The sequence below is a fragment of the Veillonella sp. ACP1 genome (assembly GCF_000286635.1).
Taxonomy (GTDB): domain Bacteria; phylum Bacillota; class Negativicutes; order Veillonellales; family Veillonellaceae; genus Veillonella; species Veillonella atypica.
In genome coordinates this window covers 182,871-198,604 of record NZ_ALKL01000024.1, presented here as the reverse complement: position 1 = coordinate 198,604, position 15,734 = coordinate 182,871, and the positions used below count along the sequence as shown (strand labels likewise).

14 protein-coding genes are annotated in these 15,734 nt (G+C 40.2%); 5 read left to right on the top strand and 9 right to left on the bottom strand.

Annotated elements, in window-relative coordinates; translation table 11 throughout:
- Positions 1–15 precede the first annotated feature (15 nt).
- The 3 genes from HMPREF1151_RS09065 to HMPREF1151_RS09055 are packed head-to-tail and all read right to left on the bottom strand — an operon-like array spanning position 16 to position 3,541.
- Entirely contained in the window at positions 16–2,307 is a 2,292-nt protein-coding gene (locus HMPREF1151_RS09065) for a xanthine dehydrogenase family protein molybdopterin-binding subunit (RefSeq protein WP_009661823.1), read from the bottom strand.
- Entirely contained in the window at positions 2,307–2,759 is a 453-nt protein-coding gene (locus HMPREF1151_RS09060; RefSeq protein WP_009661798.1) for a (2Fe-2S)-binding protein, read from the bottom strand. The genes HMPREF1151_RS09065 and HMPREF1151_RS09060 overlap by 1 nt, the downstream gene beginning before the upstream one ends.
- Complete coding sequence (locus tag HMPREF1151_RS09055; protein ID WP_009661720.1) at positions 2,759–3,541, bottom strand: xanthine dehydrogenase family protein subunit M; 783 nt, start codon at positions 3,539–3,541, stop codon at positions 2,759–2,761. The genes HMPREF1151_RS09060 and HMPREF1151_RS09055 overlap by 1 nt, the downstream gene beginning before the upstream one ends.
- Before the next feature lie 128 nt (positions 3,542–3,669).
- Here HMPREF1151_RS09055 and HMPREF1151_RS09050 point away from each other — a divergent pair, with 128 nt between their 5' ends.
- The gene (locus HMPREF1151_RS09050; RefSeq protein WP_009661803.1) at positions 3,670–4,548 is read left to right on the top strand and encodes an epoxyqueuosine reductase; all 879 of its coding nucleotides are present in this window, start codon (positions 3,670–3,672) and stop codon (positions 4,546–4,548) included.
- A 9-nt stretch (positions 4,549–4,557) separates the two neighbouring features.
- Here the strand turns inward: HMPREF1151_RS09050 and yfbR are convergent, their stop codons facing one another.
- The 3 genes from yfbR to HMPREF1151_RS09035 all read right to left on the bottom strand — a co-directional run bounded on the left by yfbR (position 4,558) and on the right by HMPREF1151_RS09035 (position 7,033).
- The gene (yfbR, locus tag HMPREF1151_RS09045) at positions 4,558–5,145 is read right to left on the bottom strand and encodes a 5'-deoxynucleotidase (protein WP_009661728.1); all 588 of its coding nucleotides are present in this window, start codon (positions 5,143–5,145) and stop codon (positions 4,558–4,560) included.
- 76 nt (positions 5,146–5,221) lie between these two features.
- Positions 5,222–6,076 carry a D-alanyl-D-alanine carboxypeptidase family protein gene (locus HMPREF1151_RS09040; protein WP_038141579.1) on the bottom strand — a complete coding sequence of 285 codons (855 nt, stop codon included), beginning with the start codon at positions 6,074–6,076 and terminating at the stop codon, positions 5,222–5,224.
- A 45-nt stretch (positions 6,077–6,121) separates the two neighbouring features.
- Positions 6,122–7,033 carry a mechanosensitive ion channel family protein gene (locus HMPREF1151_RS09035; protein ID WP_009661757.1) on the bottom strand — a complete coding sequence of 304 codons (912 nt, stop codon included), beginning with the start codon at positions 7,031–7,033 and terminating at the stop codon, positions 6,122–6,124.
- 172 nt (positions 7,034–7,205) lie between these two features.
- On the opposite strand from HMPREF1151_RS09035, the gene HMPREF1151_RS09030 reads away from it, so the two are divergent.
- A complete protein-coding gene (locus tag HMPREF1151_RS09030; protein ID WP_009661786.1) occupies positions 7,206–7,982 on the top strand; it encodes an adenosylcobinamide amidohydrolase in 777 nt (258 codons plus the stop codon).
- 84 nt (positions 7,983–8,066) lie between these two features.
- Here HMPREF1151_RS09030 and HMPREF1151_RS09025 read toward each other — a convergent pair whose 3' ends face one another.
- Genes HMPREF1151_RS09025 through HMPREF1151_RS09015 form a run of 3 tightly spaced genes read right to left on the bottom strand, consistent with a single transcriptional unit; the run spans position 8,067 to position 11,293 of the window.
- On the bottom strand, positions 8,067–9,044 hold the full coding sequence (locus HMPREF1151_RS09025; RefSeq protein WP_009661699.1) for an asparaginase: 978 nt from the start codon (positions 9,042–9,044) through the stop codon (positions 8,067–8,069).
- An 18-nt stretch (positions 9,045–9,062) separates the two neighbouring features.
- Positions 9,063–9,833 (bottom strand): NAD(+) synthase, encoded by a 771-nt coding sequence (gene nadE, locus HMPREF1151_RS09020; RefSeq protein ID WP_009661746.1) that lies wholly within the window; start codon positions 9,831–9,833, stop codon positions 9,063–9,065.
- A gap of 8 nt (positions 9,834–9,841) precedes the next feature.
- A complete protein-coding gene (locus HMPREF1151_RS09015; RefSeq protein WP_009661872.1) occupies positions 9,842–11,293 on the bottom strand; it encodes a nicotinate phosphoribosyltransferase in 1,452 nt (483 codons plus the stop codon).
- Between the two features lie 231 nt (positions 11,294–11,524).
- Between HMPREF1151_RS09015 and HMPREF1151_RS09010 the strand changes: the two genes are divergently transcribed.
- From HMPREF1151_RS09010 to HMPREF1151_RS09000, 3 genes are all read left to right on the top strand, one after another.
- Positions 11,525–12,973 (top strand): aminoacyl-histidine dipeptidase, encoded by a 1,449-nt coding sequence (locus tag HMPREF1151_RS09010; RefSeq protein WP_009661750.1) that lies wholly within the window; start codon positions 11,525–11,527, stop codon positions 12,971–12,973.
- Between the two features lie 264 nt (positions 12,974–13,237).
- Positions 13,238–14,203 carry a GTP-binding protein gene (locus tag HMPREF1151_RS09005; protein WP_009661718.1) on the top strand — a complete coding sequence of 322 codons (966 nt, stop codon included), beginning with the start codon at positions 13,238–13,240 and terminating at the stop codon, positions 14,201–14,203.
- Positions 14,200–15,726, top strand: a complete 1,527-nt coding sequence (locus HMPREF1151_RS09000; protein ID WP_038141577.1) for a permease — start codon at positions 14,200–14,202, stop codon at positions 15,724–15,726. Before HMPREF1151_RS09005 ends, HMPREF1151_RS09000 begins: the two co-directional genes overlap by 4 nt.
- The last annotated feature ends 8 nt before the right edge of the window (positions 15,727–15,734 follow it).

Below are 15,734 nucleotides of genomic sequence, written 5' to 3'. Positions count from 1 at the left end.
GGAATGTAGAAATGGTTATACTTTATATTTCTCGTCCATCCCCATAAATACCTTCTCTGGTGTCATAGGTAATGTACGAATATCCGCACCAACTGCATTTTTTACAGCATGTTGTATTGCGGGACAAGCTGTATTAATAACAATTTCACCGATGGATTTAACACCATATGCACCACTTTCCTCATATGATTCGACAAAGGCTGTATGTAATTCACCAATATCTTGACGTGTAGGAATCTTATAGGTCATGAAATTATTGGTTTCTAAACGACCATTACTAGAGTATCTAACATCTTCATACAAAGCCATACCAATAGCTTGTACTGCGCCACCTTCAACCTGTACGCGCGCTAATTTCGGATTCACAACGGTACCACAGTCTACACAGTTATACATATGTAATGGTATAATTTGCCCCGTTTGTTTATCTACCTTAACTTCCGCGATAGAAGCCATGAATGGTGGTGGAGATGTATGACTACCCCATGTTGCGAACCCCGTTAATTGTTCGGATGTAGTTCCGACTAATAGCTTAGGCGCTAGTTCTTGAACGGACATTTTCTTTGTACCGTCCTTAGTCACACCTACTAAGCCGTCAAAATCAATATCTTCTGGTTTAACATCCATAAATTGCGCTAATTTATGGATTATCTTTTCTCTCAGTTCTTCAGCCGCCATCTTCGCAGCTGTACCCGTTACATAAGTCGTACTCGATGCGTATGAACCTGGGTCAAATGGTACGATATCCGTATCAGATTCGACAACCGTCATAGATTCCATCGGACAACCAATAGCTTCACAAGCCATTTGTGTAAGAATTGTATTAGCCCCCATCCCCATATCGGAAGAGCCCGTATACAATGTGTAGTTACCATCATCGCCGAGACGAATTTCTACGGATGCTACATCGATATTAGCAACACCGGACCCTTGTAAAGCAAGAGCCATCCCCAAACCGCCGCGATAGCGCTCATCAATGTCCCAACTATGAGGACGCTCATCCCAACGAGCCATTTCCTTAACCTTATTTACGGTTTCTTGGAATAGTCCAGAATCCATAATTTCATCAGGATCATATACTAAGCTGCGTTCACCAGCAGCAATTAGATTCTTTTGACGAAGTTCAGCTGGGTCGATTTCCATTTCATCTGCTAATCGGTTAACAGCACACTCCAACGGCCACAAAGCTTCTGTAGCACCATAGCCACGAAAGGCACCGCCCGGCGTATGATTCATGTAAACCCCTTCCGTGCCGTAGTGCACCGCTTTTGCCTTGTTATACAATGGCACGGATTTATGTTCCCCCGCTGTGGTTGTCGTAAAGCAGTGGGTTGCATGAGCACCTGCATCAGTAATGGAGTCCATGTCAATAACTTGGATAATGCCATCCTTTGTAGCACCTACGCGAATATACCATTCACGAGCATGACGTGTAGTAGAACAAGTTTGTGCTTCAGTTCTATCGTATAGTAAATAACATGGCTTTTGTAATTTCCATGTTACAAATGCTGTCATCAATTCAGTACAAGCCGTTTGCTTCGATCCAAAACCACCGCCAATGCGAGGTTTAATAACGCGGATTTTAGATGCAGGAATTCCTAGTGCTCGTGCAATATGACGGCGCACATGGAACACGATTTGCGTAGAGCTAACGATGACAATACGTCCTAAATGATCAATATAGCCAAAGCTTTGGAATGGTTCCATTGCAGATTGACGCGTAGCTTGATCGAAATATGTGCCTTCTACGACATAATCACATTTAGCGAGTTCCCCTTCAATATCACCAACACGCTTATGGTAGGATACACAAATATTGCGTTTATAGTCTTGTCCTACCGGAATGTGATTGAGAATATCGTCTTCTGGATGGACTACTGTTTCATGGTCCATAGCCGTGCGTAAATCAAGTACCGGTTTTTGCACCTCGTATTCAACCTTAATAAGAGGCATCGCCTTCAATGCAGTAGCTTCATCTTTAGCCACGACGAGGGCCACTTCATCACCTACATAGCGGACTACAGGATCGAGAATCAACGCATCATAGGCAGATGGCTCTGGATAGGTTTGACCTGCCAAAGTAAATCGCGTATTCGGTACATCTTCATAGGTAAAAATAGCCTCTACACCAGGGATTAATTTAGCTTTAGATGTATCAATGGATTTAATTTTCGCCTGTGCATGGGGACTACGCAACACCTTAATAATGAGGGCATCTTTTGGCACAAAATCGCCTGTATAAGAAGGTTTACCACTGAGTATGCCCTTGGCATCGACTTTATCATAAGACTTACCAATGTGCTTCATTATAAACCTCCTTGTAGATACTTACGAACACCGCGGAGCTGCGACTCATAGCCGGTGCAGCGACAGAGATTGCCAATCAAGTATTCTCGGATTTCATCATCACTGGCATTAGGGTTTCTACGCTTCAATGCGATAGCACTCATCATCATACCGGTAGTACAGAAACCACATTGGTCTGCCCCTTCAGAAGCAAGACAATCTGCTAATAAAGATGCATCCTCTTCAAGACCTTCGAGGGTTGTGATGGAATGGCCTGGCGCACGGAATGTAGGATATGCGCAGGATAACGTGATTTCATCATCTACCCAAACAGTGCATAAGCCACAGTTTGTCGTATCACAGCCACAGCGTACGCTATAATAGCCTAAGTTACGCAGCGTAGTTAATAGCATTTCATCCGTTGGCACATTAACGATTACATTCTTATTATTAATATTTAATACTAATTCCATTATTGTGCCACCTCCTTAACTAACCGGCGAACCATGGCTTTAGCCATCTCAATTCGATATTCCTTGGATGCATGAGAATTCTTTTGATATACTAATTCCTCTGATGCAACCCGTGCTGCCTCATCCAATGCATCTAATCCTTTTTCTGAAAGCAAAGCACTCGCTTTCTCTGCTAGTTGTGGCGCACCTGGACGGGTCCCGATATAGACTTCATAGGCTGTATCATCACGGCGAATAGAACCGGTTAAATATGGAAAATCGCCACGAGAAATGCGCAACGCCTCAACCGCAACAGGCACCTCGCGTTTAGGGATGCGAATTTCAACTAAAATATCACGTTCCCGATAATTCATATAATCCTTCATGGACATACGACCACCTTTATAGGTTACGATGTCTGCATGAACAGCTAGCAAGGCAGGAATGATATCGGAAAAGCCAAATTTGCTAGCTACGGATCCACCCATGGTAGCCATATTTCTAAATTGGACGCCTAGAATTTCTTTGACACCACGTACTACAGCACCGCCACAAAAGCGTTGTAATGGTTCAAATCGTTCTACATCGCCTTGTGTCGCCATGGCACCAATAACAAATTCGTTATCTTCTTCACGAACATATCGTAAATCTAATCCTGCCATATCGATTACTGCAGGCCATGTACGGCGACCTAAGCGCAGCCAACACCCGCCAGCAAGCATCGGTGCCGTCTTATTTTTTACGGCCATTTCATAGGCCTCTTCCACCGTCTTCGGTTGTAACACTTTCAAAAAGGCTAACATAATCTATCCTCACAATGGTATACTAAAAACAATCATTATCTTAAGCCATTTACTATTAGCAATGTTGCCATAAAACCTTTTATTTTTGCTTATATATATAATTGTAACAACTATTACACCGTAAATCTATGACAAACAATATAAAATTACAAGAAGTTTGCAAACAATTACATATACCCGTAGTGGGCACCACGTCATGGCCACTCCCTATAGAGGCCCGTGAAATTTTGCAGGAATCCAATCCCTGTCCATTCACAGCAGCCGACATAGACGAACGACTGATAGGCACAACAGACTTTATGCCACACAGCGCCATCGTCTGTCTATTTCCCTATCATGTGCCACATGAAGGTCCTACGAATCTATCCCGTTACACGTGGGCCACTGATTACCATCTAGTGGTGACAGACTATTTACAACGTCTCGTAGATGAACTTAAAACGACTGCCCCAGATGCATCATTCTCTATCCATTGCGATACGAGTCCCTTAGCTGATCGATATATGGCCTATTTAGCAGGCCTTGGGTTCTATGGAAAAAATAAATGCTTTATCAATCCAACTTGGGGTTCTTATATCGTTATCGGTACTGTGCTCACCACATTAGAATTCGAGTCCAATACGCCTATGACCGATACGTGTATGGGCTGTAATCGGTGTATTACATCCTGCTTAGGTCAATGTCTAGATGGCAATGCATTTAATTACGCCACCTGTAAAAGCTATTTAACACAAAAAAAAGGCGATCTCACCGATAACGAACAAGCCATCATCAGGAAATCACCCTTGTTATTCGGTTGTGATGTATGCCAAGAAGTATGCCCCCATAATAAGGACTTACCTACAACACCCATTATTGGATTTCAATCTATCGAACCTTATGTGGATGTTGATGAATTAGAGTCTATGACCAATAAGGAGTTTAAGGCAAAACACGGTCATCGAGCCTTCTCATGGCGCGGTAAAAAGATATTGATACGCAATCAGGAATATATTACAAAACCTTAATGCTACCTACTATATTTTATAGTAATTAAGTTTATCCAAGGACTCACTCAAAGCCGGTACATATTCTTCGATGAACATGTCCACCTCTGGCATATTTAGAGCTTTCAACTTGGCCAAAATCGTATCGTGCGCCTCCTTGAATTCATCATTGCCCGCATGTAATTCATTGACACATTTCATATACGCAGATAATGTATCAGCTGCTTTCACAATCGGCCATTCAGGCAATGTTTCAGCATCTACAATATACGGTTTATAAACGGATTGCAATCGTTTCGGCAATGTGCTTAACATTTTTTCTTGCGCTAAGGTTTCCACCTCGCCATACAAGGAACGAAGCTTAGGATCAAAGTATTTAATAGGCGTCGGCATATCCCCTGTAAAGATTTCACTCACCTCATGGTACATGGCAATGACAGCCACCTTGTTAATATCTAGGTTGCCACCAAAATATTCATTTTTAAGAGCCGCTAAATTATGAGCTACCATAGCCACCTCAAGGCTATGCTCTTGAATATTTTCAGTTTCCGTATTGCGCATCAAGCTCCAACGGTTAATAAAGCGCATCCGTTTTAAAAAAGCAAAAAATGAACTCATACATATCCCCCTTACAATGAAGGTCCCACCAGAAGGTAGGACCTTTTATAGTATGTATAACTAAATAGTTATATTATTAAATAACACCGCGTAATTTAAAGCCATAGTCTAGGAACTGAACGGCCTCATTCCAACGGTTGTCATCATTGAGCATCACCACAATCATAGTGTGCCCATTTCGCGTAGCCGATGCGATCAAACATTCACCCGCCGCATTTGTAAAGCCAGTCTTTAAACCATTAGCACCAGGGTATTTATTGCGGATGAAATGGTTGGTAGTGCGAATCGTTTCAGGTGTGCGATTTTGATATGGCACCTTATAGTAATCATTCGCCACCTTATCGCGGAACATTTGATACTTCATCCCATAAGATGCAATCAAAGCCAAATCTCGTGCCGTTGAATGATGACCCATTTGGGTCAATCCATGAGGGTTGAGGAATACGCTGTTTTTAGCCCCTGCCTTAGCAGCTATGCGATTCATATCCTTCGCAAAATTTTCTACAGACCCACTTACGTTCTCTGCCACCACTACAGCCGCATCATTACCAGATGCTACCATCATACCTTCAAGAACACCTTCCAAGGTGATTTGGTCGCCCACATGTACACCAAGATTAGATTCCTCCATGCTAGTTGCATAAGGACTAATCGTTGCTAACTCATCTAATTGTGTTCCTTTTAACTCAAGTGCTGTTAATAAGGTTACCATTTTCGTTGTACTTGCCGGATGCATCCATTTATCGGGATTCTTGGCAAATAAAATCTCCTTATTATCTGCATCAATGAGTACCACGGCTTCACCAATGGTAGATGGTGGCGTAGGTGCAGCACCATGAGCAACAGTACCTAAGAGCATGGCACCTATGAAAGCTAACGCCAATATAAAACGTTGCCATACTAAGTGCCTATACATTATTAAATCTCTCATATCAATCTCTTTCTACATATTATTAACTTGTAAATTCATGATTTATCAGATTTCTTGATTCGTGGTAGTTACTTTTTTCTTAGTTCCTTTAATTTCACCTGTAGAAGTATCTGCGTTTTGTATATATACAACACGTTGTGGATATGGAATATCTATACCATGCTTATCAAAAGCATCTTTTACATCGGACATAATACTATATCGAACATCAAGAAACTGACTCGTTTTAACTTCTGCAAACGCAGAAATACGCACAGAGTTATCACCAAATTCAGAAATACCAATCTCCATATATTTAGCATTTAGAATACGTTTATCCTTGGCAAAAACGGTCTTTAATATCTTAATTGCTTCATGATGATCATTGTTATAGCCAATATCAAAAACAAACGGAATCATTCGTTCAGTCATATAGGAATAATTCGTTACTGATTGAGATGTAAGAATCGAATTTGGTATGTACACCCGTTTCTGATCCTTTGTAGTGATAATAGTATTCATAAACTGTATGGATGTAACGCTCCCTATAATGTCCCCAACCTCAATATAGTGTCCAGCACGAAATGGTTTGAATATTAAAATCAATAATCCTGATGCTAAGTTCGCTAGATTATTTTGTAATGCTAAGCCAATACCTAAACCAAAAGCACCGAAAGCTGCTACAAAGGATGTTGTAGGAACACCAACTTGATTAAGACAGACTAATAATAAACCTACAAGCAATACATAATTAATAATTTGAGATACAAAGCCCATTGCGGCAGTATCATAGTTGGCCCGTGTCATAACACGAACAGCAACGTTTTTAATCCACCGAATAATATAGCGGCCTACAAAAAATATAATAAGAGCAAGCAAAATATTGCCGGCTTGGCTAAAAAACCATTCTCTTAATTTTAACAATACATTGGCATCTTTAAATAACAGCTCTGATGCGGTTGCTAAGAATTCGTACATGTATACCCCCACAATGCTTAAGGTGACTTACTCAAATCTATGGTAAACATATGATATAATTTCACATGTAAATATTATGTATTATAAACAACTTATATGAAGATAATAAAATATTACCTTTTATTATAGCTTTATATTCTATATCTAACAATGATAAACTAGGGAGTCCTATATGTCTAATAATCCATATACAGCGCCAGATGAATTAATAACGGGCGGTCATGTCACTAAAGAATACAACTCTGTAACCGTACTCTTTGACGACATTCACTATTCCTTGAGCAGCGGTCAACTAAATGGAGGCTTTCACCATACATTAGGTGTACGCAATCAACAATTAACCTACCATATTGAAACAGAAAAAGATCTACCAGGTGGCTCTGTAGCAAACTATTTAGCTCAAGAATTTGAGCATATCGATGTGCCTGTACATTTCAGCACTGCACTGTTAACCTCTGCTACACCATCCCTTCATGCGTACACAATGGTACAAGAAAGTGATACAATCGTTGAAACCATTGTCACTGGTGGTTATAAGAAAACGGCCCATCGTGCAGGTACAGGTTATTGTTATGAAGAAAAAGATGGTGAATTCCACACTCCTGGCACAATTAATATCCTCGTATTTACCAACAAGGCCTTAACAGATAGTGCGATGGTGAAAGCCATCATGACGATTACTGAGGCTAAAACAGCAGCATTACAAGATTGGAAGGTGGAAAGTACCCAGGACTTTCCCAAATACAATACACATATAGTTCACAGTTTAGCAAAAGAAACGAATACCTCCGCTACTGGAACTGCTACAGATGGCATCATCTTAACTATCAATACAAATGGCGATGTATTAACTGATGCAGGATCCTATTCTCTATTCGGCGACACCTTAGCCAAAGCTGTATACCTAGGTGTACAACGAGCATTAGAAAATGCCATCGGTACCGAATGATTTATACAAGCAAAAGGCCCTTTGTGAATAATCACAAAGGGTCTTTTTATATCTGTCTCATCCGCATACAATTGCTTGTAAGGGTTAGTATTCTTTAAAGATTCGTTCCAAATCCTTGCAAGTGCGTTCCTTTTGTAAGGCCAACATCAACAAGATACGAGCCTTTTGAGGTGATAAGCTATCACATACAAAATAGCCTGCCTCCACATCTTGGGGAACCTTAGATACTATACCACTTCCCGTTCTGGATGCGCGTACAACAGGTATTGGTAAATTGGATGTTACCTTGCGGATAGGTTCTGGTATCGTACCATGGCCTAAACCAGCTAAGATCAAACCCGATGGATTCGTTGCCACTATGGCAAGCCCCATAATTTCTTCGATACCTGCATAACAGGTTAAGATTTCAACACGTGGTAAGTCATCGTCCTCTGGCAAGCCAAACTCAGATTCCATCGTATGCTTACGCAACGGACACATATAGTATTGGGCTATACCATCTTGTACAATACCAAGATGACCTGCATTAGGGCTACCAAAGGTCGCCACGTTAGTTGTATTCATTTTAGTTACATCCCGCGCACCATCAATATAGCCATTCATAACGACTAATACGCCCTTGTTATAAGACTCTGGTGTTCGAGCCACTTGTATAGCCTGTAATAAATTAATAGGACCATCAGCACTGACAGCACCTGCTGGGCGCATAGAACCTGTTATCACGATAGGCTTATCAGTATGAACAGTAAGATGTAAGAAATACGCTGTTTCCTCCATACTATCCGTGCCATGTGTAATAACAACACCTGCAATATCATCATTATCCACACATTTCTGCACTAATTTTGATAGACGGACCCATTGAAATAGCGTTATATCTGAGCTTTCAATATTACAAAATTGATTGCACACAAAAGGGCCATACTCTCTAACGCCAGGTACAGAGGATATAATTTCTTCTAGGGGCAACACACCTGCTGTATAACCCGTCAAATCAGTGTCTGAAGCACCTTGGCCCGCAATGGTACCGCCTGTACCAATGATTGCAATTTTCTTAGTCATCATATCCTCCTATAAATATCATAATGTAGACGGTTTAAAAGAAGGCATTAATTCAAGTTTATGACGATTAATGCGTTGTAGATAATCAATGCGCTCCTTCGTTTTTATATCTTCAATTTCGCCGGTTCGAATATATCGGTCAAGAACGGCATAAGTAAATCCTAGTTTATCCTCATCGGATTGACCACTGAGGCCATCACTAGGCGTTTTGTCTACTAAATGACGTGGAATATCTAAAAGGCGTCCAATCTGACGTACCTCTTCAACCACGAGATTCGCCAACGGACTAAAGTCACCTGCTGCATCGCCAAACTTGGTAGAGTAGCCCACATAGTCTTCAGAGCCATTACATGTATTAGCAACACGTGCACCATGTGGCAAATTTTGACCTACCGCATATAATGTGGCCATCCGCAAACGAGGCGGCGTATTGATTTCTGCATCTCGCGCTAAATCTGTACGGCCCGTTACATTGGAAAAGCCCTCTCCTTGTACAATGGCCTCCGTTAATGCACGATAGGCATTACCAATATTCACAATCATATAGGGGATACCAAGATGCGCCACCACCTCTTTTGCATCATCTATATCGGATTGTACATCATTTGGCATAAGGACGCCTACAACGCGTTCTGCACCAAGCGCCTCCTTACAAAGAGCGGCTACTACGCTAGAATCCTTACCGCCCGAAATGCCGACTACAGCGGAACATGCAGGCCCATTTTGTTCAAAATAGTCCCGAATCCACGCCACTAATTCCTCTTTTGTTCGTTCTGGATGTGTAAGCATAGGCCCTCCTATTTTTTACGACCAATACGATTCAATAAGTCCATCTTCATATGGTAATAGTCAGGGCTCATATCTAGATAGTGACGATGTGGATTTTCAAAGCGTTGTTCTTCCGGCCAAATCTCATGAGCCAATTGTTCTTGTACATAGGCGCGTATCGATTCCAATGTTGGGGATGGTACGATTTGCTCGCCCCCTTTAATCATGAGTTCCTGCATATTTTTAAATGTACAGTTTTCATAATACAATTCTCTCCACGGTTTTTCTGGATCGATATAACGATATGGTTTGTCTGTGAATGGCACTTCGCCAGGTAATGTCAATAATTCAGCAATAGCGCGACCATCTTCATTATAAACGCGATATACCTGTTTCAATCCAGGATTGGTAATCTTTTCCACAGACTCAGAAATCTTAATGCGCGGTTCCCATACGCCGCCTTTTTCAACGCCTGCAATCTTGTATACAGCACCGAATACAGGATCCGTTTTCGACGTAATCAATCGTTCCCCTACGCCAAAGATATCAATAGGGCCACCTTGATTTAATAAGGATGAAATCGTATATTCATCAAGGCTATTAGATGCCATGATCTTGCAATCGTTCATCCCCGCATCATCGAGCATACGACGCGCTTGCTTAGCTAAATATGCTAAGTCACCAGAATCGAGGCGGATGCCTTTTAATCGATGACCATTCGGTTCCAAAATATCCTTGGCAACCTTAATGGCATTTGGTACACCCGATTCTAATACATTATAGGTATCCACCAAGAACACAGCGCTGTCCGGATACACTTCAGCATAGGACTTGAATGCTTCATATTCAGAATCGTGGTACATAACCCAACTATGTGCCATGGTACCATTTACGGGAATCCCAAATTGTTGTCCCGCTAGAACTGTGGCAGTCCCATTGACACCGCCTATGAAAGCCGCCCGCGCACCATATACAGCAGCGTCTACATTGTGAGCGCGACGAGCCCCAAAATCGGATACAATGCGCCCATCGGCGGCGCGCACGATGCGGTTCGCCTTTGTAGCAATAAGCGATTGATGATTAATCATAGTAAGCACTGCTGTTTCCACAATTTGTGCGTCGATAAGAGGTGCTACGATGGTCATAATCGGCTCATTAGGATATATGATGGTACCTTCTTTGAAGGCATATACATCACCGGTAAATTTGAAGTTGCGCAAATACTCTAAAAATTCATCACTAAATAAATGCAATGATTTAAAATACGCCATATCCTCCTCATCGAAATGAAGATTCAAAATGTATTCTAAAACTTGTTCCAATCCGCCAAAGATAGCAAATCCACCTTTGTCCGGATTGCGACGGTAAAATACGTCGAAGGCAACGCGGTCTGTATTGTCTTGTTTCGTAAAGTACCCATGAGCCATGGTCATCTCATAGAGATCCATAAGCATACTAATGTTGCGACGTTCATGTTGCATACTTTCACCATCCTATATAAATAAAAGGTATATAATACAGCGCGTTCGTTATACATTACGCATGATACTATTATAAACTATATACATCGTCTTTTCTATTCATAGTACATGTGATATAACTATATTATAGATAATAATTACTTATTAACTAATGAATAAACATGAATAATCTCATAGCAACTAAGATAATTAGAATTATATGGGATATATTTTCAGAATGAGAGGTGCCAAATGGACGCAATCGTTCAAGCAAAACGCGTATTAGAAATATTTAAAGAAATGAGCCAAATCCCACGTGGATCTGGCAACGAAAAGGGCATTAGCGATTACATTGTCAATTTTGCTCACAATTTAGGTCTCGAAGCCACCCAAGATAGTGAGTGGAATGTAGTTATCAAAAAACCGGCTACACCAGGCTATGAAAATCGTCCATCCGTCATCCTTCAAGGTCATATCGATATGGTATGCGTAAAAGGTCATGATTCCAACCATGATTTTACAAAAGATCCAATCGCCAACATCATCGAAGGCGAATGGATGCACGCCGATGACACTACATTGGGTGCAGATAATGGCATGGGCGGCGCTATGATTTTAGCAGTCCTAGAAGATAAGAACCAACAACATGGTCCACTACAAGTATTGTTCACAACTAACGAAGAAACAGGTATGGATGGTGCTGCAGCGGTAAAAGAAGGTCAAGTAACAGGTGACTATCTAATCAACTTAGACACTGAAGTGGAACATGAGTTCTGCGTGAGCTGCGCTGGCGGCTGCCACGTTAATGTATCTATCCCACTATTGCGCGAAAATAATCTACCTGGTTATGATGCAGGGCTTTCACTAACTGTAAAAGGTTTAAAGGGTGGTCATTCCGGTATCGAAATCATCGAACAACGAGCTAATGCAAACCAAGTACTTGCTCGCGTTCTTTATGATTTAGAAAAACAATATTCCTTTAATCTAGCTTCTTTCGTAGGTGGCGTTAAACATAATGCGATTCCATCTAAAGCGGTTGCAACCATGTCTGTACGCAACGAGGATATAGAAGCGATTAAGACCCTTATCAAATTCTACGAAAAAGAATACAAACATGAATTTGCAATCAAAGATCCTGATTTAACATTCGTAGTGGAAGAAATTCCTACACCGGCAACAGTGTATGCTGATGATACGGCAGAAGCCTTAATTTCCTACCTCTATCTTGCAGAAGATGGGGTTCACTCTATGAGCCAAACCATCGAAGGGCTTGTAGAAACATCAGATAATCTCGCTATTGTTTCTGAAGGCACACATACGATAGACATCCTCGTATCAGTTCGTAGCTCTAATAAAAACAGCTTAGAATACTTAACTAAAAAATTATTACTCCTTGCTGATACATTAGGCGTTTCTGCTACCCGCAGCGGCGGTTATCCTGCATGGGAATACGATAAAGGCTCTAAACTAGAAGAACAAGTTATCGCACTTTACAATACTATGTCCGACACCCCTGCCCGCGTAAACGCTGTTCATGCAGGCCTAGAATGTGGCTTATTAAAGAATGTTTTACCAAATACTGAAATGATCAGCTTTGGTCCAACAATCATTAGCCCACATACAAATACGGAACGCGTACATCTACCTTCTGTAGAACATGTATATGTATTCCTTAAAGCATTACTAGAAAAATTACAATAATTTTTCAAAGTTTTACATAATAATATTTATTCAAATAAGCGTATGTACTCATATATATCCTATGAGGCATACGCTTTTTTGTAAAATCAACGTTATAAATATATAAACATGTTCACATATACTCATATTAGTATAATATTATCAATTTTTCTTATAACTCGCTTATTACTTAACTTTGTAAACTATTGTTTATACCCTTATGGGTATTTTTATATGTTATGTAAGAGTAGTATACTATGTTTACATTTACAAGGGAGGCGTATTATGATACCAATTACGATCATATCCGGATTCTTAGGAGCCGGAAAAACAACGTATTTACAGCATATATTAAACTGTGGTAACACAAATGAACGTATATTAATTATAGAAAATGATTTTGGTGAAACCAGTCTCGATGCAAAACAATTATCTACATCGGGCGCAACTGTACGCGAAGTAACCTCCGGTTGTATTTGCTGCAGTCTGCAAGGCAACTTTAAAAATGCCTTAATCGATATTCTATCTACGCAAGATATCGATCAAATCTATATAGAGCCATCTGGTGTTAGTAAATTAAGTGAAATTTTATATACTTGTGATGATGACGATATCACCAGTAAAGCCTATGTCAGCATGATTATAACGGTCGTAGATGCCATGCAGGCACCTATGGCAATTAAGAACTTTGGCCCCTTCTTTAAGGACCAAATCAAACACTGTTATGCCATTCTACTTACTCATGTAGAGGATGAAAAACAGGTTGAAAAAACAAAACAACTCATCATTGAATTAGCACCACATACGGCAATATATACCGATGTAGATGCACTTCAACAGGATATAAACCAACTAAAATCTAATACTCATAAGGCACATGAACATGATTCCGAAACCTGCAGTTGCCATACATGTAACGACAGTGAGGATTACAACGGTGCTCACCATGATAATCACAGTCATCATGACCATGATGTCCACCATCACGAGCACCAACCATTTGTGACCCATACATTCCATAATCTACAATCCCTCGATGATACACAATGGATTGATTTTTGTAATAATTTACCATCTACAATACTACGGATTAAAGGTATTATTCCTACCGCATCAGGCCCTATGGAATTACAATACACACCGCAATCCTGTGCTATAACAGCTACACACTTAAATGACTATCACCTAGTTGTTATTGGCACCGAAATAGATATTCCATCTATAAACGAGAAAGTGTGCAGTGCATCATGATTCCTGTATATGTCGTAACAGGCTTATTAGGGTCTGGCAAAACCACCCTAATCAATCTAGAGCTACGAGAACGAAAAAAACTAGGTTCTACAGAAATCATCAGCTTTGAAACAGGTAATACAGAGTTTATAAAAAGTCCTTTATCCATTGAGCCAGATGATATAGAAGAAAACCTATCTCATGTGGTGCAACAAATACAGGATTATATTTCTACAACAACACCGAAAGAAATATGGATTGAATGGAATGGCATGTTTTCATTTCAACAGTTAGAACTCATCTTCTTCAATTCAATTCTAAAAGAATTCTGTCATCTAGAACGCGTCATCTACACAGCAAAGAGCAACAGTATAACATCTATGATACAGGCACTAGGGGATAGAGTCGTATCGCAACTATACAGCGCCGATTATATTATGTTATATGCGAATGATACGACACAAATCAAAGCAGTAAAGAAACTCTTACAGTCCTATAATCCCGAATGTTCTCTTTTGGTCAATCCTACTGAAAAGGACATTCACAATAGACTCTCTCAACCGATATGGCCATGGTCATTGTACGGTATTGTGGCTATATTGACATTATATATATTACTGGTCACTGTATTCCGTCATAGTATTTCCTATTCCATCCATCAAGTCCTAGCCATTGCATCAGGCATCATATTTGAAGGGATACCGTTTTTATTGTTAGGAACCATCATTTCTTCTGCTATCACACTATTGGTACCGGATCGTTGGCTAATGCGTTATCTGAAAGCAGACTCTATTAAAAGCTATGGCATCGCCATTGGTAGCGGTCTTGTATTACCTATCTGCGATTGTGCTACTATTCCTATGTTTAATGCATTATTAAAGCGTGGTATCCCTCAACATATAGGACTATTGTTTATGCTCGCAAGTCCTATTATGAACCCCATCGCATTATTAGCAACCTATTATGCATTTCCAGATACGCCACAAATAATACTAGCTCGCATAATTGGTGGTATATTAATCGCATGTATGGTGGCCCTCACATTTAAATGGAAACCACACAAATTATCTACCATCACTAACAATTTACCTCAGCCAAAAGATTATCAGTATGGTTCATCAAATCAAGAAGGCAATAAAAAGAAAATCTTTCTATTGCACGTAGAGCGTGAATTCAGTCAATTACTTATTTACTTCTCTGCAGCAGCCTTCACATTAGCCCTATTCCAAGTATGGATAAAACCTACCTTCTTCTCTGGTTCACTCGATGTAGCCACACCTATTGCTAATGCATTATTACTAGCTTTAGCTTTCCTCTTCTCCCTATGTTCTACATCAGATGCCATTATAGGCCGTTCGTTAAGCAATTTATTTCCTATATCAGCAGTTCTTGGTTTCCTATGGTTAGGTCCTATGATTGACATCAAAAACGTATATATGTTACGTCAGTATATCTCAACATCATTTATACTTCGTTTAGTTATTACTATTAGTATTATTACGTATATCATAACATTGCTATTTCAATTTTTATTTAATGTATAAGGAGAACA

Excerpts from the sequence above, each read along its gene's own strand:
- HMPREF1151_RS09065 (WP_009661823.1), bottom strand. The coding sequence starts at position 2,307 with ATGAAGCACATTGGTAAGTCTTATGATAAAGTCGATGCCAAGGGCATA.
- HMPREF1151_RS09060 (WP_009661798.1), bottom strand. The coding sequence starts at position 2,759 with ATGGAATTAGTATTAAATATTAATAATAAGAATGTAATCGTTAATGTG.
- HMPREF1151_RS09055 (WP_009661720.1), bottom strand. The coding sequence starts at position 3,541 with ATGTTAGCCTTTTTGAAAGTGTTACAACCGAAGACGGTGGAAGAGGCC.
- HMPREF1151_RS09050 (WP_009661803.1), top strand. The coding sequence starts at position 3,670 with ATGACAAACAATATAAAATTACAAGAAGTTTGCAAACAATTACATATA.
- yfbR (WP_009661728.1), bottom strand. The coding sequence starts at position 5,145 with ATGAGTTCATTTTTTGCTTTTTTAAAACGGATGCGCTTTATTAACCGT.
- HMPREF1151_RS09040 (WP_038141579.1), bottom strand. The coding sequence starts at position 6,076 with ATGAGAGATTTAATAATGTATAGGCACTTAGTATGGCAACGTTTTATA.
- HMPREF1151_RS09035 (WP_009661757.1), bottom strand. The coding sequence starts at position 7,033 with ATGTACGAATTCTTAGCAACCGCATCAGAGCTGTTATTTAAAGATGCC.
- HMPREF1151_RS09030 (WP_009661786.1), top strand. The coding sequence starts at position 7,206 with ATGTCTAATAATCCATATACAGCGCCAGATGAATTAATAACGGGCGGT.
- HMPREF1151_RS09025 (WP_009661699.1), bottom strand. The coding sequence starts at position 9,044 with ATGACTAAGAAAATTGCAATCATTGGTACAGGCGGTACCATTGCGGGC.
- nadE (WP_009661746.1), bottom strand. The coding sequence starts at position 9,833 with ATGCTTACACATCCAGAACGAACAAAAGAGGAATTAGTGGCGTGGATT.
- HMPREF1151_RS09015 (WP_009661872.1), bottom strand. The coding sequence starts at position 11,293 with ATGCAACATGAACGTCGCAACATTAGTATGCTTATGGATCTCTATGAG.
- HMPREF1151_RS09010 (WP_009661750.1), top strand. The coding sequence starts at position 11,525 with ATGGACGCAATCGTTCAAGCAAAACGCGTATTAGAAATATTTAAAGAA.
- HMPREF1151_RS09005 (WP_009661718.1), top strand. The coding sequence starts at position 13,238 with ATGATACCAATTACGATCATATCCGGATTCTTAGGAGCCGGAAAAACA.
- HMPREF1151_RS09000 (WP_038141577.1), top strand. The coding sequence starts at position 14,200 with ATGATTCCTGTATATGTCGTAACAGGCTTATTAGGGTCTGGCAAAACC.